Source organism: Candidatus Schekmanbacteria bacterium (assembly GCA_016219965.1).
In the GTDB taxonomy this organism is placed as follows: Bacteria; Schekmanbacteria; GWA2-38-11; order GWA2-38-11; family J061; genus JACRJM01.
Genome location: JACRJM010000003.1, coordinates 441,012 through 465,269 on the forward strand (window position 1 = coordinate 441,012; position 24,258 = coordinate 465,269).

The 24,258-nt window shown below is 37.6% G+C and carries 23 protein-coding genes, 2 tRNA genes and 1 other RNA gene; 15 read left to right on the top strand and 11 right to left on the bottom strand.

Annotated features, from left to right (window positions below; all coding sequences use genetic code 11):
- Positions 1-86: 86 nt before the first annotated feature.
- Complete coding sequence (locus HZA77_04205) at positions 87-842, bottom strand: methyltransferase (GenBank protein ID MBI5374612.1); 756 nt, start codon at positions 840-842, stop codon at positions 87-89.
- 93 nt (positions 843-935) lie between these two features.
- Here HZA77_04205 and HZA77_04210 point away from each other — a divergent pair, with 93 nt between their 5' ends.
- Complete coding sequence (locus tag HZA77_04210) at positions 936-1,466, top strand: TlpA family protein disulfide reductase (protein ID MBI5374613.1); 531 nt, start codon at positions 936-938, stop codon at positions 1,464-1,466.
- A 68-nt stretch (positions 1,467-1,534) separates the two neighbouring features.
- Here the strand turns inward: HZA77_04210 and HZA77_04215 are convergent, their stop codons facing one another.
- The gene (locus HZA77_04215) at positions 1,535-4,237 is read right to left on the bottom strand and encodes an insulinase family protein (protein MBI5374614.1); all 2,703 of its coding nucleotides are present in this window, start codon (positions 4,235-4,237) and stop codon (positions 1,535-1,537) included.
- 163 nt (positions 4,238-4,400) lie between these two features.
- Between HZA77_04215 and moaC the strand changes: the two genes are divergently transcribed.
- Together moaC and HZA77_04225 are read left to right on the top strand one after the other, a co-directional pair.
- Positions 4,401-4,880, top strand: coding sequence for a cyclic pyranopterin monophosphate synthase MoaC (gene moaC, locus HZA77_04220; protein MBI5374615.1), 480 nt, complete (start codon positions 4,401-4,403; stop codon positions 4,878-4,880).
- 187 nt (positions 4,881-5,067) lie between these two features.
- Positions 5,068-6,408: an MATE family efflux transporter gene (locus HZA77_04225; protein ID MBI5374616.1), complete on the top strand. Its 1,341-nt coding sequence runs from the start codon at positions 5,068-5,070 to the stop codon at positions 6,406-6,408.
- Here the strand turns inward: HZA77_04225 and HZA77_04230 are convergent.
- On the bottom strand, positions 6,405-6,650 hold the full coding sequence (locus HZA77_04230; protein MBI5374617.1) for a hypothetical protein: 246 nt from the start codon (positions 6,648-6,650) through the stop codon (positions 6,405-6,407). The genes HZA77_04225 and HZA77_04230 overlap by 4 nt on opposite strands.
- 110 nt (positions 6,651-6,760) lie before the next feature.
- Between HZA77_04230 and HZA77_04235 the strand changes: the two genes are divergently transcribed.
- Entirely contained in the window at positions 6,761-7,663 is a 903-nt protein-coding gene (locus HZA77_04235) for an NAD-dependent epimerase/dehydratase family protein (GenBank protein ID MBI5374618.1), read from the top strand.
- The gene (locus HZA77_04240; GenBank protein ID MBI5374619.1) at positions 7,660-8,655 is read left to right on the top strand and encodes a flippase-like domain-containing protein; all 996 of its coding nucleotides are present in this window, start codon (positions 7,660-7,662) and stop codon (positions 8,653-8,655) included. Before HZA77_04235 ends, HZA77_04240 begins: the two co-directional genes overlap by 4 nt.
- 3 nt (positions 8,656-8,658) lie before the next feature.
- Here the strand turns inward: HZA77_04240 and HZA77_04245 are convergent, their stop codons facing one another.
- The 5 genes from HZA77_04245 to glgA form a co-directional block, all read right to left on the bottom strand.
- On the bottom strand, positions 8,659-9,087 hold the full coding sequence (locus tag HZA77_04245) for a pyridoxamine 5'-phosphate oxidase family protein (GenBank protein ID MBI5374620.1): 429 nt from the start codon (positions 9,085-9,087) through the stop codon (positions 8,659-8,661).
- Positions 9,088-9,119: 32 nt separating this feature from the next.
- On the bottom strand, positions 9,120-10,067 hold the full coding sequence (locus HZA77_04250) for a flavodoxin family protein (GenBank protein MBI5374621.1): 948 nt from the start codon (positions 10,065-10,067) through the stop codon (positions 9,120-9,122).
- Between the two features lie 2 nt (positions 10,068-10,069).
- Positions 10,070-11,260, bottom strand: coding sequence for a CoA transferase (locus HZA77_04255; GenBank protein ID MBI5374622.1), 1,191 nt, complete (start codon positions 11,258-11,260; stop codon positions 10,070-10,072).
- Positions 11,261-11,286: 26 nt separating this feature from the next.
- Positions 11,287-11,862 carry a TetR/AcrR family transcriptional regulator gene (locus tag HZA77_04260; protein MBI5374623.1) on the bottom strand — a complete coding sequence of 192 codons (576 nt, stop codon included), beginning with the start codon at positions 11,860-11,862 and terminating at the stop codon, positions 11,287-11,289.
- Positions 11,863-12,054: 192 nt separating this feature from the next.
- Complete coding sequence (gene glgA, locus HZA77_04265) at positions 12,055-13,503, bottom strand: glycogen synthase GlgA (GenBank protein ID MBI5374624.1); 1,449 nt, start codon at positions 13,501-13,503, stop codon at positions 12,055-12,057.
- A 133-nt stretch (positions 13,504-13,636) separates the two neighbouring features.
- Here glgA and murJ point away from each other — a divergent pair, with 133 nt between their 5' ends.
- From murJ to ffs, 10 genes are all read left to right on the top strand, one after another.
- Positions 13,637-15,211, top strand: a complete 1,575-nt coding sequence (gene murJ, locus HZA77_04270; GenBank protein MBI5374625.1) for a murein biosynthesis integral membrane protein MurJ — start codon at positions 13,637-13,639, stop codon at positions 15,209-15,211.
- Positions 15,212-15,594: 383 nt separating this feature from the next.
- Entirely contained in the window at positions 15,595-16,692 is a 1,098-nt protein-coding gene (gene dnaN / locus HZA77_04275; GenBank protein ID MBI5374626.1) for a DNA polymerase III subunit beta, read from the top strand.
- A 2-nt stretch (positions 16,693-16,694) separates the two neighbouring features.
- A complete protein-coding gene (locus HZA77_04280; protein MBI5374627.1) occupies positions 16,695-17,804 on the top strand; it encodes a DNA replication/repair protein RecF in 1,110 nt (369 codons plus the stop codon).
- On the top strand, positions 17,789-18,031 hold the full coding sequence (locus tag HZA77_04285) for a hypothetical protein (GenBank protein MBI5374628.1): 243 nt from the start codon (positions 17,789-17,791) through the stop codon (positions 18,029-18,031). The genes HZA77_04280 and HZA77_04285 overlap by 16 nt, the downstream gene beginning before the upstream one ends.
- On the top strand, positions 18,024-20,447 hold the full coding sequence (gyrB, locus tag HZA77_04290; GenBank protein MBI5374629.1) for a DNA topoisomerase (ATP-hydrolyzing) subunit B: 2,424 nt from the start codon (positions 18,024-18,026) through the stop codon (positions 20,445-20,447). The genes HZA77_04285 and gyrB overlap by 8 nt, the downstream gene beginning before the upstream one ends.
- A gap of 31 nt (positions 20,448-20,478) precedes the next feature.
- Complete coding sequence (locus HZA77_04295; GenBank protein MBI5374630.1) at positions 20,479-20,919, top strand: nucleoside deaminase; 441 nt, start codon at positions 20,479-20,481, stop codon at positions 20,917-20,919.
- 100 nt (positions 20,920-21,019) lie between these two features.
- Positions 21,020-21,499: a hypothetical protein gene (locus HZA77_04300; GenBank protein ID MBI5374631.1), complete on the top strand. Its 480-nt coding sequence runs from the start codon at positions 21,020-21,022 to the stop codon at positions 21,497-21,499.
- A 63-nt stretch (positions 21,500-21,562) separates the two neighbouring features.
- Positions 21,563-21,649, top strand: a tRNA-Ser gene (locus HZA77_04305).
- 16 nt (positions 21,650-21,665) lie between these two features.
- Positions 21,666-21,754: transfer RNA gene (locus tag HZA77_04310), tRNA-Ser, on the top strand.
- A gap of 11 nt (positions 21,755-21,765) precedes the next feature.
- Positions 21,766-22,033, top strand: an RNA gene (gene ffs / locus HZA77_04315) — signal recognition particle sRNA large type.
- Between the two features lies 1 nt (position 22,034).
- Here the strand turns inward: ffs and proC are convergent.
- The 3 genes from proC to HZA77_04330 form a co-directional block, all read right to left on the bottom strand.
- Positions 22,035-22,856 (bottom strand): pyrroline-5-carboxylate reductase, encoded by an 822-nt coding sequence (gene proC, locus HZA77_04320; GenBank protein ID MBI5374632.1) that lies wholly within the window; start codon positions 22,854-22,856, stop codon positions 22,035-22,037.
- A gap of 109 nt (positions 22,857-22,965) precedes the next feature.
- Entirely contained in the window at positions 22,966-23,736 is a 771-nt protein-coding gene (locus tag HZA77_04325; GenBank protein ID MBI5374633.1) for a hypothetical protein, read from the bottom strand.
- Positions 23,737-23,739: 3 nt separating this feature from the next.
- Complete coding sequence (locus HZA77_04330; GenBank protein MBI5374634.1) at positions 23,740-24,219, bottom strand: RecX family transcriptional regulator; 480 nt, start codon at positions 24,217-24,219, stop codon at positions 23,740-23,742.
- Positions 24,220-24,258 lie beyond the last annotated feature (39 nt).

Here is a 24,258-nt window from a genome sequence, read left to right on the forward strand (position 1 = left end):
CAATTGATTTTGTTTAGGCGGTGTTTTTCGGCCTACATCCTCCTTATTATTAATAATACTATAACACCAGAAAAATTATGTGAGATTTAGCACATGCCATATATTTCTCTTATTTCTTTTGTATAGACTTTCTCTTTCTCATAAACAAAGAGTGGTTTTAATATTTTAACTCCGGTATTCCCCATTTTTTTTGCAGATATCATTACCATAGTAGCTTCAGATGTAATGTTGGAATGCACAAAGCGCATAATTTTGGGCTCAAATCTCCAGGCCCTCATTTTTTCTATAAGGAAACTTAATCTCCTTGGGTCATAAATTAAAAATAATGAACCACCTGGTTTTACTAGAAAAAAAGCTGCTGTTAAAACATCAGATATATTGCAGCTGATTTCATGTCGTGCAATAGCTTTTTCAATATCTTCATTGAGTCTTCCACTGCTAGGCTCCCTGAACGGAGGGTTTGTTATCACAGCCTGACAACTTTCAGTCAGGAAATATTTTTTTACCTTCTTAAGGTCGCAATTTTTAATCTCAATCTGTTTTTCCATTCCGTTAAGAATGACATTCCTCTCTGCCATTTTGGCAAGGGATTTTTGCAGTTCTATGCCTTTAATTATGATTTCTTTTTTTTTTGAACAGAGAAGAATCGGTATTATGCCTGATCCTGTGCCAAGATCTATTATTTCATGTGCTTTAAATCCGGTAGAAATATAGAAATCAACAAGAAGCACAGGGTCAAGTGAAAATCTATAACCCTTTTTTTTCTGCAGTATACTTACCGGAGGTTTTGATATTGTATCGAGTGTCTCGTCCGGCTCTGCAATAATCAATTTGTTCTGCAAGATATTTTACTTCTTGTCCTTTGTTATTTTATTTTACTAATATAGAAAAAAATTTTATAAATATTATCAGACCGAATCTAAAAGGGGAAGAAAATGAAAAAAAACTTTGTATTTTTAGTAGCCCTGTTTGTTATCGTGGGCATAACACTTTCATGTAATAAGGAAAAAGCTGGTGTAACAACTCAAACTTCCCAGGCTCCTGCAGCAAGCAAGCAAAAAGCCCCTGATTTTACTTTAAAGGACCTTAATGGAAATGATTTCAGACTCTTTAATCACCTAGGGAAAGTAATAATAGTTGATTTCTGGGCAACATGGTGTCCTCCATGCAGAATGGAAATTCCGGATTTTCAAAGTTTATATAGCAGATATTCAAACAAAGGATTCCTTCTTGTAGGCGTTTCTCTTGATGACAGCAGTGAACCTGTTAAAGAGTTTGTAAAAAAATACAATATATCCTATCCCGTTGTCATGGGAAATGAACAGGTAACAAATTCTTACGGTGGAATAAGAGGAATACCAACCACATTTGTAATAGATGGCGAAGGGAATATTTACAAAAAATATATAGGGTACACAGAAGGACAGGTTTTTGAACAAGACATACTTGCTCTTCTAAAAAAGTAGCTCTGAAATAAATTGTTGTTTAGCTTTCTGCGTTGGAAACATCAATTTGTTTTCAATAAACAAATTGCCTATTTAGTCGTCTGGTTATTATTCTCAGTTTTTTCAGGCTCTAAAATCGTTATAACATAGTGCTCAGGATCAATATATTTCTTAGCTGTTTTAATAATATCATCTTTTGTAACTGCGAGAATTTTTCCAGCATAGCGAGTATAATTGTCATACCCCAATCCAAGCGCCTCATCGCTGCCGCTAACTGAAGCCCTTGCTTTTCTTTTCTGAAGACCTATCTCAAAGTTCCCAATAAGAGCCTTTTTAGATCGTTCTATTTCTTCCTCTGTTATATCTCCGCTTAAAACTCTTTTTAATTCCTCAAGGATGCCGGAGACAGCCTTTTCTCTGTTATCAGGTTTTGTTGCAATATATACACCAAAAACACCGCTGTAGCGGTAGGGTCTGAAAAAAGATGTTACAGAATATGCAAGGCTTTGTTTATCGCGAAGCTCTATAAAGAGTCTTCCTCCCTGGCCTGCTAAAATTGAATCAAGGACCTCCATGTCATATGCATCATCTTCCAGAACTGATGGCCCGTAAAATCCCAAAATAATGTGAGCTTGTTCCCTGTTTTTATTGATAATGCTTTTTTTTATTTCGCTTAGCCTTGGAAAAGAAACTACCTTCTCGATTTTTTCTGTTTTTCCGGTTTTCCAGGAACTTAATCTTTGTTCCATTATCTTCACTATATCTTCTGATTTTACATCACCTACCACTGATATAATAAGGTTGTCTGCTTTAACTGTTTCATTGTAATAATTTATCAGACCTTCTCTCGAAAATTTCTCTACGGTTTCTTTTGTGCCTAGTATGTCATGACCATAAGGGTTATCGCCAAAGAGACTTTTGCTGAATAATGTAAAAACATAGCGGGTCAGATTATCTTCTTTATTCTTTATATGGGAAAGAATTTCCGTCCGTTTTTTCTCAATGGAATCGCCTGGAAAATCAGGATGCTCTAATACATTAAAAAATATATCCACCCCATTGTCTAAATACTTGGATAAAAAGTTCAGAGAAATACCTGACAGGTCACGCCCTGAGAAATCAGACAGATTCCCTGCAATATTATCTACCTCTTCAGCTATTTGAATTGAGGATTTCCCTCCGGCGCCCATTGGAAGCATTTCAAACGTGAAATTCATTATGCCTTCATCTCCTGTTTTTTCCACATTTGTGCCTCCCGCAAAAGTGGCCTGAATGGCTACAACAGGAACTTCGTGGTCTTCTTCAATTATAAGAACAGTGCCATTTGACAATACATTCTCTGTAAGATGACGTCCTTTTATATCTGTTTTTTCCTCATGATTGATAGTTACCGCAGACGTTTCTTGAACTGTAGACTTATGAGCATTATTGTAAAGCGCCTTGATTTTTTCCTCATTGAAATCAATTTTTGAGTCTGTTGGCAGAAGCATTATGAGGCTCATATTGTTTAGTGTGAGATATTTTTCAGCAGCTTTTCTGATATCCTCAGGAAGCGATCTTCTTATTTTTTCAAGATATTTTTCTTCGAAATTCACATCTCCTGTAAGCGTAACGTAGTTGCCAAGATTCTGCGCCATACCATCAACAGTTTCAAGCGTATAAATAGTGCTGCTCTCAATTGAGAGTTTTGCGCGAGACATCTCTTCTCCGGTGGCATTCTGTGCAACCAAATTCTTGATTTCAGAAAACACAATATTTAATGCCTCTTCAACTTTATCAGGCTCCGCAGACAAACTTACGAGAAAAAGCCCGGGGTCCTGCGGCGTCATGGAGTAGGAATAGACAGAATTGACAATCTGGTTTTCAAGTTTAAGTTTCTTATAAAGCCGTGAGCTGTCTCCATCACCCAAAATTGATGCCAGAAGATCGATATCAGGAACATCCGATGATTTGACTCCTGGTATATGAAATCCGATTTTGACCTGCGCCTGTTTTACATCTTTTCTCAGGAGTTTAAATCTCATATTTTCCTGCTCAGGCTCTGAAAAGGATTCTGTTGCTGGAAGCGGGTTTGGATTAAAATTATTAAATGCTTTTTCTATTTCAGCCATTGCCTTATTGCTGTCGATATCTCCGACAACTATTAAGGTCATATTCTCAGGAACATACCATTTTTTATAATACCCCATGAGAGTTTCGCGCGATACTGATTCAACAGTCTTCTGGTAACCTATCACAGGATTCCTGTATGTGTGTTTGCTGTAAGCAGTCATGAAAAGATCATCATATGTGCTTCTTTCAGGCTCATCATCTCCCATTCTTATTTCTTCAAGAATCACTTTCTTCTCCTTTTCCAGCTCTGAAGAATCGAGACTTGAATTCATGATTGTATCTGAGATTATATCAAGACCGCTGCTAAAAAAACGGCTTGCAATAGTAAGGTAATAAACTGTCACATCTTTCGATGTAAAAGCATTTATTGTTCCGCCTGCACTGTCTATTTCTTTGGCAATTTCACCCACTTTTCTCTTTTCAGTTCCCTTAAAGAGCATATGCTCAAGCATATGGGAAAGCCCCAGGGTTTTTTCATCCTCATTTCTGCTACCTGTTTTTACCCACATATTAAAAGCAATTACAGGTGCTGAATGCGATTCCCTGATTATTACTTTTAACCCGTTATCCAAAGTCTTTTCTTCCATCTTCATCCCGTCTTTATAAGGTAAATTACTGCAAGCACTGAGCAAAGTAATTATACTAACCATAAAATAAATTAATTTCCCATGTTTTTTCATTTTTTTTCCCTCTTTGTTCATTTTGTGAATTTTAATACATTAAGGCTTTGGCCTTTGTCAAGAATCAAGACTTTGAATATGCCTGGCTAACACTATTAAAAGATTGACATCAAGAAGTTCATCTTTTAGAGATATATCATAATTGTTAAAGGAGGATGGTTAATTGGCAAAGTTTACTCATTTCGATGAAAAAGGAGCATCCCGGATGGTTGACGTTTCTTTGAAAGAGCCAACCCTGAGGACAGCAAAGGCTCGTGGAAAAATCATTCTTGGTTCAATTGCTTACGAGATGGTAAAAAACAAAAAAATTGCAAAGGGAGATGTCCTGGAAGTGGCAAGGCTTGCCGGGATTATGGGAGCAAAAAAAACATCTGATTTAATTCCTCTTTGCCATCCAATTAAAATTACATCTGTAACAATAGATTATGAATTTAATGATAAAGAGAGGGGGCTTTATATTAAATCTACCGTTAAAGCAAAAGATTATACAGGGGTTGAAATGGAAGCGCTTGCTGCTGTATCGATTGCAGCTCTGACTGTTTATGATATGTGTAAAGCTGCAGATAAGGCAATGGAGATTCGCGAAATTATGCTTGTTGAAAAAACCGGAGGGAAAAGCGGAACATTTAAAAGAACTTTCTGATGAAAAAGATACTATCTGACACTAGCAAATATCTGTGTTGAAAAATTTGTTTTCGCATTGTAGTTTCTCATAATTGTCTACTTTAAATTTTAATCTTCCCTATTGTCTTGACAGACAGAATAAAACAACTATTACAAACTTTGTTTATGTCAATAAATAATAAAATCAAAGGATGCCGGAAACGCCCATGATTGATGTGACAAACGGAAATCTTACCAAGCCTCTTCTTAAACTTGCAATTCCATTTATTATGGCCATGCTCGTTGAAACAGTAATGAATCTGACAAATATGTTTTTTGTAAGCAGGCTTGGTTCCGAGGCAATTGCTGCCGTAGCATTCTGCGGAACATTGCTAATGCTTACAGCGACTATTATAGAAGGGATGTCAAGCGCAGTACTTGCTATTGTTTCAAGAAGAGTAGGAGAAGGGGATCGCAATGGCGCAAACGAGGTCACAATACATACCATAATTATCTGTATTGTAACGTCTTTAGTTATAAGTATCGCAGGCTATTATGCAGCAGCGCCTCTTATGAGAGTTCTTGGAGCTACACCTTCAGTATTTCAATTCGGGATTCATTATACGCAGATATCTTTTTTAGGGATATTCTCCATGTTCTTTCTTTTTACTATCCAAGCCATAATGAGAGGTGCCGGCGAGCCAATATATCCTGTAGCCATATTGGCAAGCTCGGCGCTTTTGAATATAATTTTTGATCCGCTGTTAATATTCGGAATAGGGCCTTTCCCGAAGCTTGGTGTAAGCGGTGCTGCAATAGCAACTGTATTGGCGAGAACTCTCGCTTCATCTGCCGGTTTATTTATCCTTTTTAAAGGAAAAACCTATATAAAGCCCACGTTTACAAATCTTAAATTAAAAAATGACATTTTTATCAATATTATTAGAATTGCCTTTCCTGCAATGGGGAGGATGAGCCTTACTTCTATCTCAAGAATTGCCCTTATGAAGATAGTTTCAATTTTCGGGACTTCAGCCATAGCGGCTTATGGCATAAGCCTCCGGTTTGATATGGTTGCATTCCTTCCTGGCTTGGGTTTTGCCGCAGCAACTTCCACTGTTGTAGGGCAAAATTTGGGAGCAAAAAAACCTGAAAGAGCAGAAAAAGTTACTAAAATAGCCCTTTATTGCAATTTCATAGTCGCAGGTTTTTTAGCAGCTGTCTTTCTATTATTCGCCGGGGAAATAGTCTCCGTATTTGACAAGAGTACCGAAGTTTTAAGCATGGGAAAGATGTATATTTACATAGTGGCGCCAACGTATCTCTTCATGTCTGCAAGACTTGTATTCAACGGATCACTCCGTGGCGCAGGTGACACTTTTTCATCAATGATAATTTCCCTTATTTCCCTTTTTGTAATTCAGATACCGATAGCATATATCCTCGCAAATTATACTCCGCTAAGTATGAATGGTGTTTGGATATCTCTTGCTTCAGTTAATATTTTCGAAGCTATAATGCTTGGTTATTGGTTCCAGAAGGGAAATTGGAAGACTATTATTTTTTAGCCTTCCTGTTTTTTTTCCTTTAATGCCCTGTCAATTGAATCCCAGAAGCGCATAAAAAGAGGGACAAATCTTGGATATGATAAAGGTTCACGGCCTGCTATTTTCCTGATCTTTGAAAGGAGCGAGGTAGGTTCGCTTCTACCTTCGATTTTATCAATTATATCTTCCCGCAATTGCGCAATATCATAGGAGCTGTTTGTAATGTCCTTAAGCATATCGCCGAGTTCTTTTTCTGTAGACAATCTATCCTCCCTTCGCATGTTGATAATTATTCTATATAAAAAATTATAATTCTTCTAATTACAACACCATTCTGATATTTTTTACAAATAACTTCAACCAAACTATTCTCATGAAAATATTTGTCACAGGTGGAACCGGATTCATAGGAAGGCACCTTATTTCGAGGTTTTTAGACGAGGGCTTTTATGTTTCAACAATGGCCAGAAAGGGCTCCGAACATAAACTTGCCCAATCAAAGAGACTAAATATCATTACAGGAGATATTACCGAGTCCCACAGCCTTGAAGGCATTTTATCAGGAGTTAACATTGTTATCCATCTGACAGGAATTCTCCGTGAGTTTGTAAAAGATGGCATAACTTTTGAAAAGGCACATTTTAATTCACTCTTAAACACAGCTTCAGAGGCAAAAAAAAACGGGGTAAGTCGCTTCATATTTGTAAGTGCAGAGGGAGCATCGCCTGGCTCATTTGTAAAATATCTTAGAAGCAAATTCATATGTGAAGAATATTTGAAGACTTTTGGATTTGATTACACCATAATAAGAGCTCCGCTTGTCTACGGCCCTTATGACAGGGCAACTGCTAATTTTATTAATCTGGTGAGAAAGAGCTCTTTTATCCCGCTGATTGGAACTAAAGATGCTAAAATATCACCTCTGTTTGTGGATGATCTTATAACTGCTATAATAGCGCTCGTTAAAGACGGAAATGTTGGATGCGGCACCTTTGATATGAAAGGGAAAGACTTAATCTCGTACAGGGAAATGATTACAATAATTGCAAATATAATGAATAAAAAGATTCATTTTTTCTCTATTCCTTTTGGCGCTGTGAAAATTACAACGAGATTGCTGGAAAATTTCAGAAATTATCCGCTCTGTTATGACCAGATTCTAATGATGGAAGAAAAATTGGAAAAGGGAGAGGATTTTTCAAAATATATTAATATTCAGCCTACGACCTATTGTGATGGAGTAAGGAAAACTATAGAGATTATGGGTATTTTATGAAAAAAAAGAGTTTCCTCATAGGTTTTATTATAAGTGCATTTTTTATATATCTGGCAGTTAACAAAGTTGATTATGGAGCCCTTAAGGAATCTCTGGTAAATTGTAATTATCTTTATCTCATTCCAATGGTTGCTCTTAGTGTTCTCCTTCAGCTCTGCAAGGCTTACAGATGGAAACTTATTATAACACCGGTAAAGAAGATTCGACTTTCATTAATCTATTATCTTCACTGTATAGGGTTTATGGGAATAAACATTCTACCTTTCAGGCTTGGAGAGTTCTTAAGACCTTATCTGCTTTCAAAACAGGGAGACGTTAAGCTTTCTACTTCCGTAGCAACTACGGTGATGGAAAGAATTCTGGATGGCGGGACTTTACTTCTGTTCATGATAGCGGCAGTCCGTTTTGCTCCGGTCCCTGACTGGGTATTAAAAGCAGGCGAATCAGTGTTTGCTGTAATAGCTCTTTCAATTATGTTTCTTTTTTTTCTTGTATGGAAAGGAAGGCGCTATTTATTAAAATTTACTTCTTTTAAGCCATTAGCTCCTTTCCAGGAAAAGACTATCAGGATATTCGATTCTTTTAAACAGGGTTTTGATATAATGCCTGACAAGAAGGCATTTATTTTCGCGATTATTCTCTCTGTTATTTTCTGGGTAATTCCGGTTTTTAATACATATCTTCTCTTTTCCGCGTTTTCAATGGCTCTTCCCTTCAGTGCGGCCCTTACCCTTTTTATTATTGTAAGCATAGGGCTTATGATCCCTTCAGCGCCCGGTTTTATAGGGAATTTTCAATTCTTCTGCATCCTTGCATTAAGCCTTTATGGAGTAAACAAATCCGAGGCACTTGGTTTTTCAATAGTCCTTAACGCCGTGCAGTTTTTTTCCATAATTGCTCAGGGGATTCTATCACTATTCCTGAGCGGAATCAGGTTTAATGAAGTTATGAAAGCCGGAGAATCGCTGAAAACAGAAAATATACAGCCTTAACAATCAGCCAGCTTTGCGACCTGCTATAGTTTCAGTATCAATAATAAAACTCATTGATTTGTCCGGATGCTCTTTAGTAACCGCTATCTGGCGATCCATATATGCTTGTGGTACTCCATATTTATCTGAAGCGAGTTTAAGACTTTCCTCAAGCTCTTTAATATCCCTTATCTGTCTGATTTTTCCTTCAATGAAAACAGAACACCATCCGTTTTCATCTGCATCCCAGACACTAAATGCGGCATGTGCGTTTCTTTTGATACAGGTAAATTTCCTTCCCTGAGGAATAATACCTATTCTTATATTCTCACCATCAAAAATATACCAGCAAACTATGCCATACGGACGCTCTCCATCAACAAGAAGAAGGGTTCCCTCTCTCTTTTTATTGAGGAGCTTTGTTATTTCTGCTTTTGTCATTTCAACGGACATAAACTCTCCTTTGTAAATATCATTTTATAAAATCAGCTTTTTATTATTTGAGCGAGTTTCTTCCCTACATTAAAAACCTTATTCATTCCTTTTTCATCCTGAACCACAACACCTCTTCCATGAGCCGTGCCACGGCAGCCTGATGCTGTGACAGCAGCAACAGGTTCGATATTGCGCAAACTCATAAGCATCAACATTCCTTCCATCTGATCCATGTAAGTATCCGGCTCAAACCAAGCCCACGACATTACTAGGATACCGGGTTTTCTCCCTCCGAACCGTTCCCTGTTATAAGCATTACTCCAGCAGTCGAGCCTGTCCCAGAAAGTCGCGGTCTGGGCTGATTCACGGGCAGTGTATATGGGATATCCTATAACAATTCCATCTGCCTCGCAGAGCTTTTTATAGATTTCAGTCATGTCATCTTTAATTACGCAAAAATCTTCGATTCTTGAACCTTCCTCCCTGCACTTTCTGCAACCAATACAATAGCCGATTTTTTTGTTGTGAAGATAGATTGTTTCACACCTTGCTCCGGCCAGCTCAGCTCCTTCGTTTATTTTTTTAACAAGAAGGTCTGTGTTCCCTCCTTTTCTTGGGCTGCCACATATGGAAAGTATATAGGGCTTTTCTGATCTCCTGGTAATAGTTTTCTTTCCGGCAGTGTTTACCTTTACATTTATTTTTACCCATCTCCTTGCTGCTGCCCTGTAACCTTCTACTCCGCTTTTGGAGAGCTCTTTGAACTTCTCGGGAGACATCATTTTAAGAAAAAGCGGTCCAAAACCTGAAGGCATAACCTCCTTTGCTGATTTTAGAATATCATCCCTGCTAATTGCCTTGCGGCCTTCGAGCGCTGCCTTGCTCTGTGCATGGGTGGATATTCTTTCCTTCCATGTCGCGCGAACAATTGAAGGTGTAACTGCTATTATTGTCTCGAGTACTTCTTCTGCTTCTTCTGAAAATTTAACCGGTTTCATCTTCAGATAACTCCTTCATCTTTAAGCTTTTTTATCTTGGCCTCAGGATAATGAAGAACTTCGTGAAGTATATTTTCATTATGCTCACCAAGCATGGGAGGAGGAGAATATTGTTCTTTTACGCCTTCAATTTTTATAGGCGACCCTATAACTTTAACGTCTCCGCATTTGGGATGTTTTACTGTAACAATCATGTTTCTTGCCTCAACCTGCGGTTCTTCAAGGGCTTCAGCTATGGAGTTAACAGGAGCCCCCGGGATGCCTTCAGCATAGAAAAGCTTAACTATTTCTCTGCCGCTTTTCTTAAGAAAAGCCTGTTGTAAAACAGGTTCGAGTTCCGCCCTGTTTTTGGCTCTTTTTTCGTTTCTGTCAAACCTTGGATCTTTTGCAATTTCCGGAATCCCGAGTAGCCCGCAAAGTTTGACCCAGAAGTTTTCACCAAGTATGGCAACAACTATTTTTATGTCTTTCGTCTGATACATTTTGTAAGGAACTATGTTTGGATGAGCAGTTCCTTCAGGTTTTTTATCCCTTCTTCCTTCAATAAAATACGGAGACTGATGATAGCAGAGCATTGCAAGCTGGGTATCAAAAAGGCCAATGTCAATATGGCGCCCTTTCCCATCTTTCTCCCTGGCATAAAGTGCAGCTAAAATCCCGGCTATGCCAAAGAATGAGCCACCTAAATCTCCCATCGGCACACCCATTTTTGCAAGCGTTCCGTCTGGTTCGCCTGTTATGCTTATCTCGCCGCTTATCGCCTGCATGGTAAGATCATAACCCGGAATATCCTTGTACGGGCCATTGCTTCCAAAAGCTGTTATTGAACAGTAAATTAGATTTGGATTTATTTTTTTAAGATCTGAGTAACCTATTTTAAGCTTGTCTGCTACGCCGGCTCTGTAATTTTCAAGCACAACATCTGAGACCTTTACAAGATCGTGAAATATTTTAAGCCCTTTTTCATCTTTCAGGTTAAGGGTAAGGCTTTTTTTATTGCGGTTAATGCTCATGAAATAACCGCTCTCGCCATCTTTGAAAGGAGGGCCAAGCTGGCGTGATGGGTCGCCTCCATCAGGCTGTTCAATTTTAATTACATCGGCACCAAGATCACCTAGAACCATTGCGCAGTAAGGTCCTGATATTACCCTTGTAAGATCAAGGACCCTTATACCTTTTAGTAACTGTGACATCTCTGTTTAAACCTCAATTTCTGCTGTTATTTGTTAGCAATACCATTGAATACGAAATCCACAAAAATCTCTGCTATCTTCTCGCTTGAAAGCCTGCCGTCCTGCCTGTACCACTTATACATCCAATGACACATTCCTGTTATTCCCTTTACGACAATTTTTACATCCATTCCTTTTCTGAATTCCCCTTTTTCTATTCCTTCTTCAAGGATTTTTATCCAGAGATTCTCGTCCTCAAGCTGTCCGTCTCTCAATATTTCTCTTTCACTTTCAGGAAGTTCTTCAAATTTTTCCTGAAAGAAAACAGATATCTCTGGGAAGAAATTATCAAAAGCCTTTAGCCTCTCTGCAACCGCTTTTTTTAGTTTTTGAGAAGGAGAAATATCTTCTCCCGCTATTTCCCTCAGCTTTTTTGTCGTTGCTTCAAGGGGTGCAATTCCTATTTTGAAGAGAAGCTCATTCTTATTCTTGATATGATAATAGAGGCTTCCTTTTAGCATACCAACTTCTTTTGCAACATCTTCTATGGTTGCCCTGTGGTATCCTTTTTCCCTGAATATTTTAGCTGCTGCGCTTAATATTTCCTGTTCTCTGTCTGACATATCTCCGGTACCGCAATGTGGCAGGTTGTTAGCACTAAACTATTTAAAATCCGGACGCACCTTTAACCCTTTATCCTATTGATTGTCAAGATAAATTATGACCGCTGCACAATGGCATATCTGCTTATCCAGCAGGATAAGCTTGACATGCGCACTGAGAGCCTTTGAAAAAATAAACAGGCGTGGAAAAAGTCAGATCAGCGTTTTTGCTTTTTTATAAAGCTTAATATACTCTTTGGCTGACTTATCCCATGAAAAATCGCAGGCCATGCTGTTCTTGGTAATTTTCTGCCAGGCTGAAGATTTGTATAAAGTGCAGGCTGCTTTTATTTTTTGCAAAAGATTTGCTTCATTGAGTTCTGCAAATTTAAAACCATTACCTTTTTTCTTGTCAGTTTCGAAATCAACAATAGTATCATCAAGTCCTCCGGTCGCACGCACAACAGGTATGGTTCCATATTTAAGGCTATACATCTGATTAAGTCCGCATGGTTCATACCTTGATGGCATCAAAAACATATCCGAACCGGCTTCAATTAGATGAGCAAGTCTGTTATCAAAGCCTATTCTAACTGAAGCACTGTCTGGATATTTTGCTGCAATTTCCTGAAGACGTGTTTCGTATTCTTTTTCACCTGTTCCAAGAACAACAATCTGAGCACCTCCGTCGAGAATCTTGGAAGCTATGTTTGCCAGAACATCCACGCCTTTTTGAACCGCAAGTCGCGTGACAACTCCCAGAAGAGGTTTGTCGGGTGCCTTTTCAAGTCCGGATTCCTTCTGGAGTTCTTCTTTACATTTTTGTTTACCTGTAAGATCTGAAATTGAAAACTTATAAGGTATGAATTTATCCGTTTCAGGACTCCATTCATTGTAATCTACGCCGTTTAAAATACCAAAAAGTCTGTCAGTCCTCCATTTTAAAATATTCTGCATTCCGCAGCCGAATTCTTCCGTCTGGATTTCTTCACTGTATTTTTTGCTAACTGTGTTAATCACCGTTGAATAAATCAATCCGGCTTTCAGGAAACTTTGAACATCGTAGAATTTCATCCCATTATCAGAAAAGCACTCTTCAGGAATTCCGAGAGGTGGAAGTTCTTCTCTTTTAAAATTTCCCTGGTATGCAAGATTGTGAACGGTTATACACGTTGCTGTCTTTGAAAAATATTTATCTTCTGCATAAGTAGTCTTTAGCAGCAATGGTGTAAGGCCGCTTTGCCAGTCGTTGCAATGAATTATGTCAGCTTTGAAATCTATCTTTTTCAGTAATTCAATAGAAGCCGTACAGAAAAAGGCAAATCTCCATGCGTTATCCGGATAGTCCCCTGTCGGACTTACATACAACCCTTCACGGTCGTAATATTCATCTTTATCAATCAGGTAAACGTGGATATTTTCTTCAATGGTGCTCCTGAGTATCCCGGCTGTTACATCCTTTCCTGCAAAACGAAATTTCAACTCACCGAAATGAGTAAGCTGCTGCCCGCTCTTTTTTGCGTGCCTGTAAGCAGGTAAAATAACTATTACCTCTTTAACTCCTGCCCTCTTTATTGCACCTGGCAGAGCACCACTTACATCTGCAAGACCTCCTGTCTTTGCGAATGGAACAACTTCAGACGATAAAAGCGCGACTTTCATTGATTGATCTCCTTCATTAGGGGCTTTGTTTATTATCCATAGCTTTTAATTTAAATGCAAATATAAAATACCTGAATACTGCAGGTTGATTAAGTTTGACTCATCAATCGCTTTGCCATTAAAATGCACCTTCATGAACGCAAGTAAAAAAGCAGCAGGGGCAATTCTTTTTATTTCATTACTTACATTTCTCTCGCGCATATTGGGATTCGGCAGAGAAATAGTACTTGCAAAGTACTTTGGCCTCAGTGATATGCGTGGCGCTTTTACTGTTGCTTTTAAGATACCAAACCTTATAAGAACCCTTTTAACAGATACTGCCATAAGTGCAGCCTTTCTGCCTGTTTTTACTGATCTCGTGGTTCAAAACAGAAAAGATGAAGCTTACCATGTTTCTTCCTCTATAATAAATATCTCGGTAATCATATTGACAACCATAGTTGTTGTTTGTTCATTATTTATGCCATATGTCGTAACGCTGTGTGCTCCAGGATTTACAGACGATCCGATTCTATTTAAAGAAACATCCAGCCTCTCGGTTATAATTTTTCCTACTTTAATCCTCTTTGCGGTAAGCGGAGTTCTTGTAGGTATGCTTAATTCTTATAGCCATTTTACTGCACCTTCTGTGGGACCACTCCTCTGGAACATAATTATTATAATTGTTGTAATGTCTTTCTGGAAAGAAATCGGAATAGAATCAGCTGCGTGGGGAATTCTTATAGGAACTTTTGCGCAGTTTGTAATATTAATAAAACCATTAAAAGATCTCGGGGTTAAATATTACTTTACAATTGATTTTAAGAACCCTTCTGTCAGAAGAGTATTTAAACTTATTCTTCCTGTAACGCTAAGTCTTGGAATAATAAATTTTAATGTTTTTGTTGATACAATGTTCGCCTCTTTTCTTGGACCGAGGAGTGTCGCTGCAATAGATTCTGCGTTCAGGATATTTCATATGCCTATGGGAATTTTTGCAGTGGCGATAGGTACTGTTCTATTTCCTGTGCTTTCAAAGTTTTCATCAGAAAAGGAAAATACTAAATTCAGCAATACACTTGAAACAGGTATTGGGCAAATATTTTACTTGACCGTACCATGTGCCTGTATCTTCTTTGTTCTAGCAAATCCTGTGGTTGGGCTTGTGTTTGAAAGAGGGAATTTTACATCGGATGATACTGTATTTGTGGCAAAAGCCTTGATCTTCTTTTCTATAGGTCTCCCTTTTTCAAGCGCAAATACACTTCTAAACCGGGGCTTTTACAGTCTTAAAAATAATTGGACTCCACTTTATGTTGGAGTGATAAATATTTTTTTAAATGCATTGCTTGATTGGATTTTAATGCAAAAATATGGTCATGCCGGAATTTGTTTCTCAACATCTCTTGTTTCAACATTCAATTTTTTAGCATTGTTACTGTTAATAAAGAAGAAAACCAGTATAAACATTAAAAATATTTTATTCTCATTTAGTAAAATATTTAGTCTTTCAATGTTTGTAACTTTAACAGCCTATGTAATGTTTAATTGGTTAAATGGCATGATCAGTGGAAAAATAAATAATGCACTGCTTCTTCTGACAATAATATTCTTTTCATCTGCTCTATATATAATTATAACTTCTGTCTTAAAAATAAGAGAATCAGAAATTGCAGTAGAACTTTTCAATAAAGTTCGAAGGAAAACTTCAAAAAATGGCAATATATAACGCAAATATTATTAAAAAACAGTATGTTAAATAACAATACAATATATATTACTGGATGTTATGATAACAAACTTATACTTGATTACAATGGTCAAACATGGTAATTATAATTAAAAATCAGGTTGTTACAATAAAACTTATCCACAGATGTTAATAACTTGTTAATTACTTTCTGTTTTACAGGTATAATAAAACATTTAAAATCGTTCCAATGTTGATAAAAAAAGTTTTCACAGTCATTGATATATGTTACAAACATGTTTCTTATGACATTTCACCATATATTAATATTGTAAGATTTTGATTTATTAAATAAAATGTAGCTTTACCACAAATCAACAACTGTTATTGTTACTATTACTACTATTCTTTAAGGAGCTATTATGAAGATAATAGTTAAAAAGTCTGACATCCTTGTCGGATTATCAAGAGTTCAAAATATAGCTTCAAAGACAACAACAATGCCGATTTTGGCAAATGTATTATTTCACGCTGATAATAATATGTTGAGTATATTTGGTACTGACCTTTCCATTGGTATCAAAGGGGAGTATCCATGCGATGTAGTTAAAGGCGGAAAGATAGCACTTCCTTCAAAAAGACTTTATGACATTATTAGAGAACTTCCTGATTTTCCGGTTACTATAGAGCTTCTTGATAACTATTGGGTTAATGTGTTGTGTGGAAATATTAGCTTTAGAGTTTCAGGGATAAATCCTGATGAATTTCCGAAGGTCCCTGAAACCAAAGAGGAAGCACATGTAGTTTTAGACGGTAATTTGTTGCTGAAGCTATTAAGGAAAACAATTCACGCAATTTCGGTTGATGACAGCAGAATAAATATTTCTGGAATGCTTTGGAATCTATCAGAAAATGGGCTTGAACTAGTGTCAACTGATGGTCACAGACTTAGTAAAGTCACAACATCCATAAAATCCGGTGATACACGATTTAAGGTAACAGTTCCAAGAAAGGGTATACAGGAGATAAAGAAGATACTTGAAGAAAGTGACGGAGATGTATCTTTAGGAGTAAGTAAAAATTATATAGTTTTAAAGAAAGATGGTCTCATAATAGTGATCAGGCTTATAGATAGCGAGTTTCCTGATTACAAGAGGATAATAAGCGATAAAAATGAGTATAGTATCATGGTAAATAAAGAAGCTCTAAAGCAGGGTGTAAAAAGAGTAAGCCTTATGAGTAATGAGAGGACAAAAGCAATAAAGCTTTCTGCATCAAAAAATAAAATTGAATTAAATTCAAGTGACCCTGAGGTTGGTGAAGCAAAAGAAGTAATAGATTCAGGATATGACGGAGAACCGGTTGTAATAGGATTTAACTCCCGCTACCTTGCTGATGGAATAGATGTTATTGACGGTGATTCAATTTGTATAGAATTTAATGATCCGCTTAGCCCCTGTATACTCAAGGGACCTGGAGATGCTGAGTTTCTTGGTGTAATAATGCCAATGAGAGTATAAACTTGTGGGTAGATAGTTTAAGTGTTAGTAATTTTAGAAATATAAGTGAAATAGATCTTCCTATAGGAAAAAAGAGTTTACTTGTAATAGGAGAAAACTCTCAGGGGAAGACATCTTTAATTGAAGCTATCTACTTCATATCCTTTCTAAAATCTTTTAGATCATCACACCGCGAAGATGTAATTACTATCGGGAAAAACTCAATGTTTATCATGACGGGAATTGGCAAGAAAAATGATATATTCAAATACAATCTCCTTTTTGAAAAAGGGAAAAGAATTGCTGTTAAGGGAGAAGGGGAAACAGTAAAAAATCAGGAGATGTTTTCAATTATAAAGGTTGTAATGTTCTATCCTGGGTTCACTGATATAGTTTCAGGATTGCCGGAAAAACGCAGGTCTTTCATTGATTCAGTAATATCAAAATGTGAGCCGGCATATTTGCCTGTCTTGAGAAAGTACCGGCAGTCGCTCCACGAGAGAAACATAATACTTAACCAGCGGGATAAATCTTCTTTCAACGAACTTTGTGAAATCTGGGAAGATAGACTTGTAAAATATGGTTCTGTGATAACAGAAAAACGTATGAATTACATAGAAAAAATCGGTGAACATCTGTCTGATAAGTATTCTAAAATATTTGGAAAAGACACAGATATAAATGTGAAATACCACGGATTATGCGGCACGGAGGGGAAAAAACAAAGGGAAGAAATACAGGAGATTTTTAAGAAAGAGCTTTTAAACAGAAGGAAAAGCGATACTTCTTATGGATTCACAAGCTACGGCCCTCATAGGGACGAGATATCATTTATGACCAGAGATAAAGATCTTCGATACTTTGCTTCAAGAGGAGAGCAGAGAGCTCTGGTATTTTCACTTTTAGAGATAGAGATAGATCTTATTAAAGAACATACCGGCGAATATCCGGTTTTCCTTGTTGATGATATTTTTTCAGAGTTTGATCACAAAAGAGAGAAAAACTTTCTGTTGTCAACTGCAGGAAAGGAAGTGCAAATAATAGCAACAGCAACATCCCTTTCTGATGAAAATAAAAATCTTTTTAAAGGATCAATAGTTCAAATTACTGGTGGAAGATGTACATTCATGTAGGTTATAATAAGGTATTAAATGTAGATAAAATTATCGGGGTATTTGACTCTGATATGGTTTGGACATCAAAGGAAATAGGTTTTATTCCTGAAAACAAGAGAGAAGAATTTCTTCTGCACAAGAGCATAATTTTACTTGAGAATGGAGATATTGAATTTTCAAATATAAAGGTAAAGTATCTTTTAAACAGATTTAGAAAAAGCATAAGGGGAATTTGGAATGGCTGAAAAAGAATACACTGGTGAAAGTATAAAAATATTAGAGGGTCTTGATCCGGTAAGGAAAAGGCCTGCCATGTACATCGGAAATACCGGAGAAGGAGGGCTCCATCACTTAGTCTATGAAGTTGTTGATAATAGCATTGATGAAGCTATGGCAGGGTATTGCAATAAGATATCTGTTATCATAAACGTTAATGGAAGCGTGACAGTAAAAGATAACGGACGCGGTATACCAACCGAAATTCATCAGGAAGCAGGCGTCTCTGCAGCAGAGGTTGTTATGACAAGGCTTCATGCAGGAGGGAAATTCGACAGGGATAGTTACAAAGTTTCTGGGGGGCTTCATGGTGTGGGTATTTCAGTAGTAAATGCCCTCTCTGAATGGCTGGAAATGGAAACGCGTTATAAGGGAATGATATACAAACAGAAATATATGCGAGGCGAACCAGTTGCACCGCTTCAGAACATAGGAAAAACAAAGGAAAGCGGCACTACCGTTACCTTTAAACCTGATACAGAAATATTCAGGGAAACGACAGAATACAGCTTTGATACTATTTCTCACCGCTTAAGGGAACTGGCATTTTTAAACCGCGGCATAGAGATAGAAATCAGGGATGAGCGTAATGACAAAGAACATAAATTTGTTTACAAGGGTGGTATTGTTTCTTTCATTGAGAGTATCAACAAGAATAAGAACGCTATTCATAATCCGATATATTTTGAAAAAAAAGAGAAAGACTTCGAGATCGAAGTTGTCATGCAATACAATGATGGATACAACGAAACCATATATACGTATGCGAACAACATAAATACCATCGAAGGAGGCACGCATCTTATAGGTTTTAAAAGTGCTTTAACAAAATCAATAAATAGATATGCCGGTCAAAACAACCTCCTCAAGGATTTAAAATCAGGGTTACAAGGTGAAGATGCGAGAGAAGGACTTTCCTGTGTTATCAGCGTTAAAGTTGCAGAGCCGCAGTTTGAAGGACAGACAAAAACAAAGCTCGGAAACAGTGAAATAAAGGGATATGTGGAATCAATAGTAAATGACAACCTTAATTTGTTTTTCGAGGAAAATCCTTCAGTCGCAAAAAAAATAATATTAAAAGCTGTGAATGCTGCACAAGCAAGGGAAGCGGCAAGAAAAGCGCGGGAACTCACGAGGAGAAAGGGGGCTCTTGATGAATCATCTTTGCCGGGAAAACTTGCAGACTGCCAGGAGAGAGATCCTGCCATGTCTGAGATATTTATTGTCGAGGGAGACTCTGCGGGAGGTTCTGCAAAACAAGGTCGCGACAGGAGATGCCAGGCCATCCTGCCACTGAAGGGAAAAATACTTAATGTTGAAAAGGCACGTTTTGACAAAATGCTAAGCAGTGAAGAAATAAAAACGCTTATTGCAGCTTTGGGTACAGGGATAGGGCCTGATGATTTTTCAGCGGAAAAAGCACGCTATCACAAAATTATAATAATGACTGATGCAGATGTTGACGGAGCCCATATAAGGACATTGCTTATGACATTTTTCTTCAGACAGATGTACCAGCTGCTGGAGAAAGGGTTCATATATATTGCACAACCGCCTCTTTACAGCATTAAGAGAGGCAATGAAATACTTCAATATATGAAAGACGATAAAGAGATGAATGATTTCCTTCTTTCAAAGGGATGCGAAAAAATAAAAGTATTGTCGAGCAGCGATAATCAGCAGATTACCACTAAAAAACTTGTTGCAGCCCTTAAGGATGTAAAGGATTTCTATTTTCTTCTTGATAAACTTTCAAAAAAAGGAACAGAGCCAATCCTGTTAAAAAAACTGCTCAATGTCTTTGCAGATGAGGAAGTAGATTTTTCTGACCATAAATCAGTATCAGGTCTGGCAGAAAAGGTAAAAAAGGTCGTTACAAAGAGTAAGGCTGAAAACGAAATGTTTTCATTTGATTACAATATAGACTGGAATGAAGCCAAGGGAACATATTTTATATTTTTTACAATTGCCAGAGCCGGCAGGAAATATGAACTTGTCGTTGACAGGGAATTTTCGGAATTAGTCGAAATCAAGGAACTTGTGGCTCTTTACAAGAAAGCCTCAATGTTTGAAACTGAAGAAATTAAGATTCAGGACAATGGGAATACTGTAAAGATGCGGGATGGAAGAGAGCTGTTAAAATACATCCTCGATATAGGGAAAAAGGGATTTAATATTTCAAGATATAAGGGTCTTGGAGAAATGAATCCCCAGCAACTCTGGGAGACTACCATGAATCCTGAAACGAGGAGACTTTTGCAGGTAAGAGTTGATGATCAGGTAGAAGCAGATGAAGTTTTTACAATCCTCATGGGGGACCAGGTGGAGGAGCGTAAAAATTTTATACAGGTCTATGCAAAGCAGGTAAAAAATCTTGATATCTGACAACAGCATTCTGAAGACCCATGAAAAATTCATGTCAGAAGCAATAAATGAGGCTTTATCTGCATATAAGGAAGGAGAAGTACCGATAGGAGCCGTCGCTGTAAAAAATGGGGTGCTTATTGAAAAAGAGCATAATCGCGTTGAACAGCTTAATGATTGCACGGCTCACGCTGAGATGTTGCTGCTTAGAAAACTTTTTAAGAAAACAGGAGATTGGCGCCTGCAAGGCATATCGTTATATGTAACGCTTGAGCCATGTGCTATGTGTGCAGGGGCAGTACAACTTGCAAGAATCGACTCGCTGATTTTTGGTACTGATAATAAAAAAAAGGGGGCTGTAAACTCTCTTTTTAAAGTATTGGACGATGCAAGGCTTAATCACAAGGTAAAGATTATTAAAGGCGTAAAAGAAACAGAAAACAGAAATTTATTAAAAAGATTTTTTAAAGAGAGAAGAGATGAAAATTATTAAGTTGTTTTTTCTTCATTTTGCAGTTCTGATTTTACTGGGAGCATGTGGAGATCAGAATAATTATGCAGACAAGATAGCATCCATTGAAAAAAAACAGGACATGCTGGCAAAAAAAATAGAGGTGCTGGAGGAAAGATTATTCAATATTCAAAAAGAGAAAAAACAGGTAAATCCGCCACCATTAATCCCACAGCCAATCCCGAAAATTGAACCTGAGAAAAAAATTATTTCCGGAATTCCATCTTCTTTTGATTATCCTGAATATAGCTTAAAAATTAAGGATTTTTCATGTTATGAAGGAATGAGCGGGCTTGCCGTATATAATGGAATGGTTATAACAAGTAAAGATGTACAAATCGTTGCATTAAGAACAGAGTTTTTCAATGCAAAGGGCAAGCTTATAGGGGGTCACGCGTTTCCGGTTAACGTGCTTACGAGTGGTGTTCAAAAGCGTTTTGATAACAGCGATATAGTGGAAGGGGGATTTAAAAAAATATCAAAGATGAACATCACTGTTGATTATATTTCTTACTCTGATTTCAGAATAAAGGGAAAAGAAGTTGAAAACCCAAGATTCTAGTTTTTAACTGTGTTTTTCCATTCCAAGTTGACAATCACGTCTTTTTAAATAGAATGCGTTCCCGGAGAGATGGCCGAGCGGCTGAAGGCGGTTGACTCGAAATCAACTGTACCTTTACGGGTACCGGGGGTTCAAATCCCTCTCTCTCCGTGAAAAAAGTTTCTAAGGAGAGGTGTCCGAGAGGCTGAAGGAGCACGATTGGAAATCGTGTGTCCCTGGTGACAGGGACCGAGGGTTCGAATCCCTCCCTCTCCGTTTTTTTAAGGCCATGCTAGATGGGGAGTTAGCGATACCCTGTAACTCGCAATTCGCTACAGCGAGGTTGAATCCCCGCCCGAGATATTTTCAGGGAAGGTCAGCATGCTTCAGTGGGGCGATGAGAGTCGGGTCCTATACAATAGGAACCTGTGAACCTGGTCAGGACGGGAACGTAGCAGCCATAAACAGTGCTTTCTATGTGTTATAGGAGTGCCTGACTTGAGTTCTTGTTGGAGCAATAGCGCTTGTTTGATTATACCGGAGGCGGGTGCATGGCCTATTTTCCGGATAGTTCTTTGGATCTTTTAGCAGCGGCTTCAACCGCCTCTATAAGGGCAGACCTGACACCTTTCGCCTCTAATACTTTAAGGCCTGCAACGGTAGTTCCGCCGGGAGATGTGACCATCTCTTTGAGCTCTCCGGGATGTTTTCCTGTTTCACCAAGAAGAGTGATTGATCCTAGGATCGTTTCCAAAACAAGTTCACGCGCAATATTTCTTGGAAGCCCTGAAGCAACCCCGCCTTCTATTAAGGCTTCAATAATCAGGAAAACATAAGCAGGTCCGCTTCCTGAAAGTCCTGTTACTGCATCGAGAAAGTGTTCATCGAGAATAACGGTTTTTCCTACAGACTTCATAACCTCTTCTGCGAGCGACATATCTTCATCTGAAACGGAGATGTTTCCTGAAATTGCAGAGATTCCTTTGCCGACAAGAGCAGGCGTGTTAGGCATCACTCTGATTATTTTTATATTGTTTCCAATCTGGTTTTTTATGAATGATGTGGTGACTCCTGCAGCGATAGATATTACAAGATGCCTTTCTTTTATCTTTCCTTTCAGCTCCTTTAACACATTTGCCATGACCTGCGGCTTGACAGCAAGAATTATTATGTCCCCCTTTGAAACACATGATGCGTTTGAGGCTGATGTTAATACTGTAAATTTAGACTTAAAATGCTCCAGCCTGTTCATCGAAGGATCGCTGAGAATAATGTGATCTGATGCAACAGTCCCTTTTTTCAGGAGCCCGCCCACAAGGGCTTCAGCCATGTTGCCGGCACCAATAAAAGAAATTTTTTTATTTTTAAGGAGTCCCATAATCAAGCCTGCCAAGTTTGAAAACTTACGTTAATATTATTGATAAAAAAGGGAAGGAGTCAATCTTTATCGAGAAATGAAGAAAGGCGTTGGATGTTTTGAAATAAAACTATTTTGCGGTTTTGTTTTTTAATGCTGCTAAAACAAGTTCCTTTGTTTCGGATCTTAATTTGGGGAAACCGAGCAGGATCCTTAAGTCCTGTAAAAGAAGATCGTTAACAAAACCCTCGCATATCTCTAAAGGAGTTTCCTGGTTTCTTATAAGTTCCATTTTTATTCTATAGCGGTTTTTCCATTTAGAATGTTTTGACAGTATTGATAAAAGAACAGGATTGCCCGTCTTTTTTTGGAGCATTACAAGAATATCTGTTTCTGTTAGTTTGGGATTCCATAACACAGCATCAAAAACCATCTCATTCTGTTCATATAAGAGTATTTTAAGAATATCCCGCGGGGCTTTTCTTGCCATAGTTATTTTTTCTCCAACAGGTATTTCGGATATTTTATTTTTTAAAAATTCCAGAGCACTTTGTTTTAATCCATAGGGGCTGTCATGGAGAGTTATAACATTCACAAGGTCTTTTTTATGAAGGTAGTTTAAGAGGCTTTTTGAAACAGCGACAGGAGTTTTTGAATTAAAAACAAGAGCCTCTTTTATAGAATAGTGGTCCTGGAATTCCGGAACCTTGGCTAAAAGGGCAAGAACCTTTTCGGGTGTTTCTTTTCTTGATGCCAGAAGACAAGCTTCATCAACTGTGAGCTTGCCTCTCTTAAGTATCTTTTCAGCAATAACACTGTCAAAAAGCAATGGTACATATCCCATGATCTCATCATTTAAAATTCTTGAATAAGTGGATAATGTTTTTTTAGTGGCGTCCATATTTCAGATGATGCCCTTTTCTCTTAAAACTTCGTAAACAGTGGCCGGGTCAAAACCTCTCCTTATGAGAAAATCAACAATCTTTTTTTTGCCGGATGCTGTCTTAAGATTAAGTCTTTCCGTTTTTTTTTCTATTAATGAGATTAATGCAGATCTTTCTTTTTCGCGTGCGTCTTTATTTGATAGAAATTTTTCAGCAATAGATGAGGCATTAAGTTTTTTTTCTTTCAGCTTCATTATAATTCTGTTCCGTCCATAGCCCCGTCTTATGAGAGCTCTTGCAAGTGACTCGGCAAGCTCCAGGTCATTAAGATAGTTTAAGGATTGAAGCCTTTGAAGCACTGAATCTATAATAGAGATGTCATCGCATTTCTGTTTAAGTTTTGATTTGAGCTTTAAAACTGATGATGGATATCTTTCCAAATACCGGCAGGCATAATTGAAAAGTTGCCGTTCATCGGTTATTTTAATTTGTCTGACCATAATGATAAAATCTATTTTGGGAATCTCACAGTATATGAT

What these genes read in the sequence shown, in the direction of transcription:
- HZA77_04210 (MBI5374613.1), top strand. Translation starts at nt 936, where the DNA reads ATGAAAAAAAACTTTGTATTTTTAGTAGCCCTGTTTGTTATCGTGGGC.
- murJ (MBI5374625.1), top strand. Translation starts at nt 13,637, where the DNA reads ATGAACGCAAGTAAAAAAGCAGCAGGGGCAATTCTTTTTATTTCATTA.
- HZA77_04260 (MBI5374623.1), bottom strand. Translation starts at nt 11,862, where the DNA reads ATGTCAGACAGAGAACAGGAAATATTAAGCGCAGCAGCTAAAATATTC.
- HZA77_04225 (MBI5374616.1), top strand. Translation starts at nt 5,068, where the DNA reads ATGATTGATGTGACAAACGGAAATCTTACCAAGCCTCTTCTTAAACTT.
- HZA77_04300 (MBI5374631.1), top strand. Translation starts at nt 21,020, where the DNA reads ATGCTGGCAAAAAAAATAGAGGTGCTGGAGGAAAGATTATTCAATATT.
- HZA77_04250 (MBI5374621.1), bottom strand. Translation starts at nt 10,067, where the DNA reads ATGAAACCGGTTAAATTTTCAGAAGAAGCAGAAGAAGTACTCGAGACA.
- HZA77_04235 (MBI5374618.1), top strand. Translation starts at nt 6,761, where the DNA reads ATGAAAATATTTGTCACAGGTGGAACCGGATTCATAGGAAGGCACCTT.
- HZA77_04295 (MBI5374630.1), top strand. Translation starts at nt 20,479, where the DNA reads ATGTCAGAAGCAATAAATGAGGCTTTATCTGCATATAAGGAAGGAGAA.
- proC (MBI5374632.1), bottom strand. Translation starts at nt 22,856, where the DNA reads ATGGGACTCCTTAAAAATAAAAAAATTTCTTTTATTGGTGCCGGCAAC.
- HZA77_04245 (MBI5374620.1), bottom strand. Translation starts at nt 9,087, where the DNA reads ATGTCCGTTGAAATGACAAAAGCAGAAATAACAAAGCTCCTCAATAAA.
- HZA77_04240 (MBI5374619.1), top strand. Translation starts at nt 7,660, where the DNA reads ATGAAAAAAAAGAGTTTCCTCATAGGTTTTATTATAAGTGCATTTTTT.
- glgA (MBI5374624.1), bottom strand. Translation starts at nt 13,503, where the DNA reads ATGAAAGTCGCGCTTTTATCGTCTGAAGTTGTTCCATTCGCAAAGACA.
- HZA77_04325 (MBI5374633.1), bottom strand. Translation starts at nt 23,736, where the DNA reads ATGGACGCCACTAAAAAAACATTATCCACTTATTCAAGAATTTTAAAT.
- dnaN (MBI5374626.1), top strand. Translation starts at nt 15,595, where the DNA reads ATGAAGATAATAGTTAAAAAGTCTGACATCCTTGTCGGATTATCAAGA.
- HZA77_04255 (MBI5374622.1), bottom strand. Translation starts at nt 11,260, where the DNA reads ATGTCACAGTTACTAAAAGGTATAAGGGTCCTTGATCTTACAAGGGTA.
- gyrB (MBI5374629.1), top strand. Translation starts at nt 18,024, where the DNA reads ATGGCTGAAAAAGAATACACTGGTGAAAGTATAAAAATATTAGAGGGT.
- HZA77_04215 (MBI5374614.1), bottom strand. Translation starts at nt 4,237, where the DNA reads ATGAAAAAACATGGGAAATTAATTTATTTTATGGTTAGTATAATTACT.
- HZA77_04330 (MBI5374634.1), bottom strand. Translation starts at nt 24,219, where the DNA reads ATGGTCAGACAAATTAAAATAACCGATGAACGGCAACTTTTCAATTAT.
- HZA77_04285 (MBI5374628.1), top strand. Translation starts at nt 17,789, where the DNA reads ATGTACATTCATGTAGGTTATAATAAGGTATTAAATGTAGATAAAATT.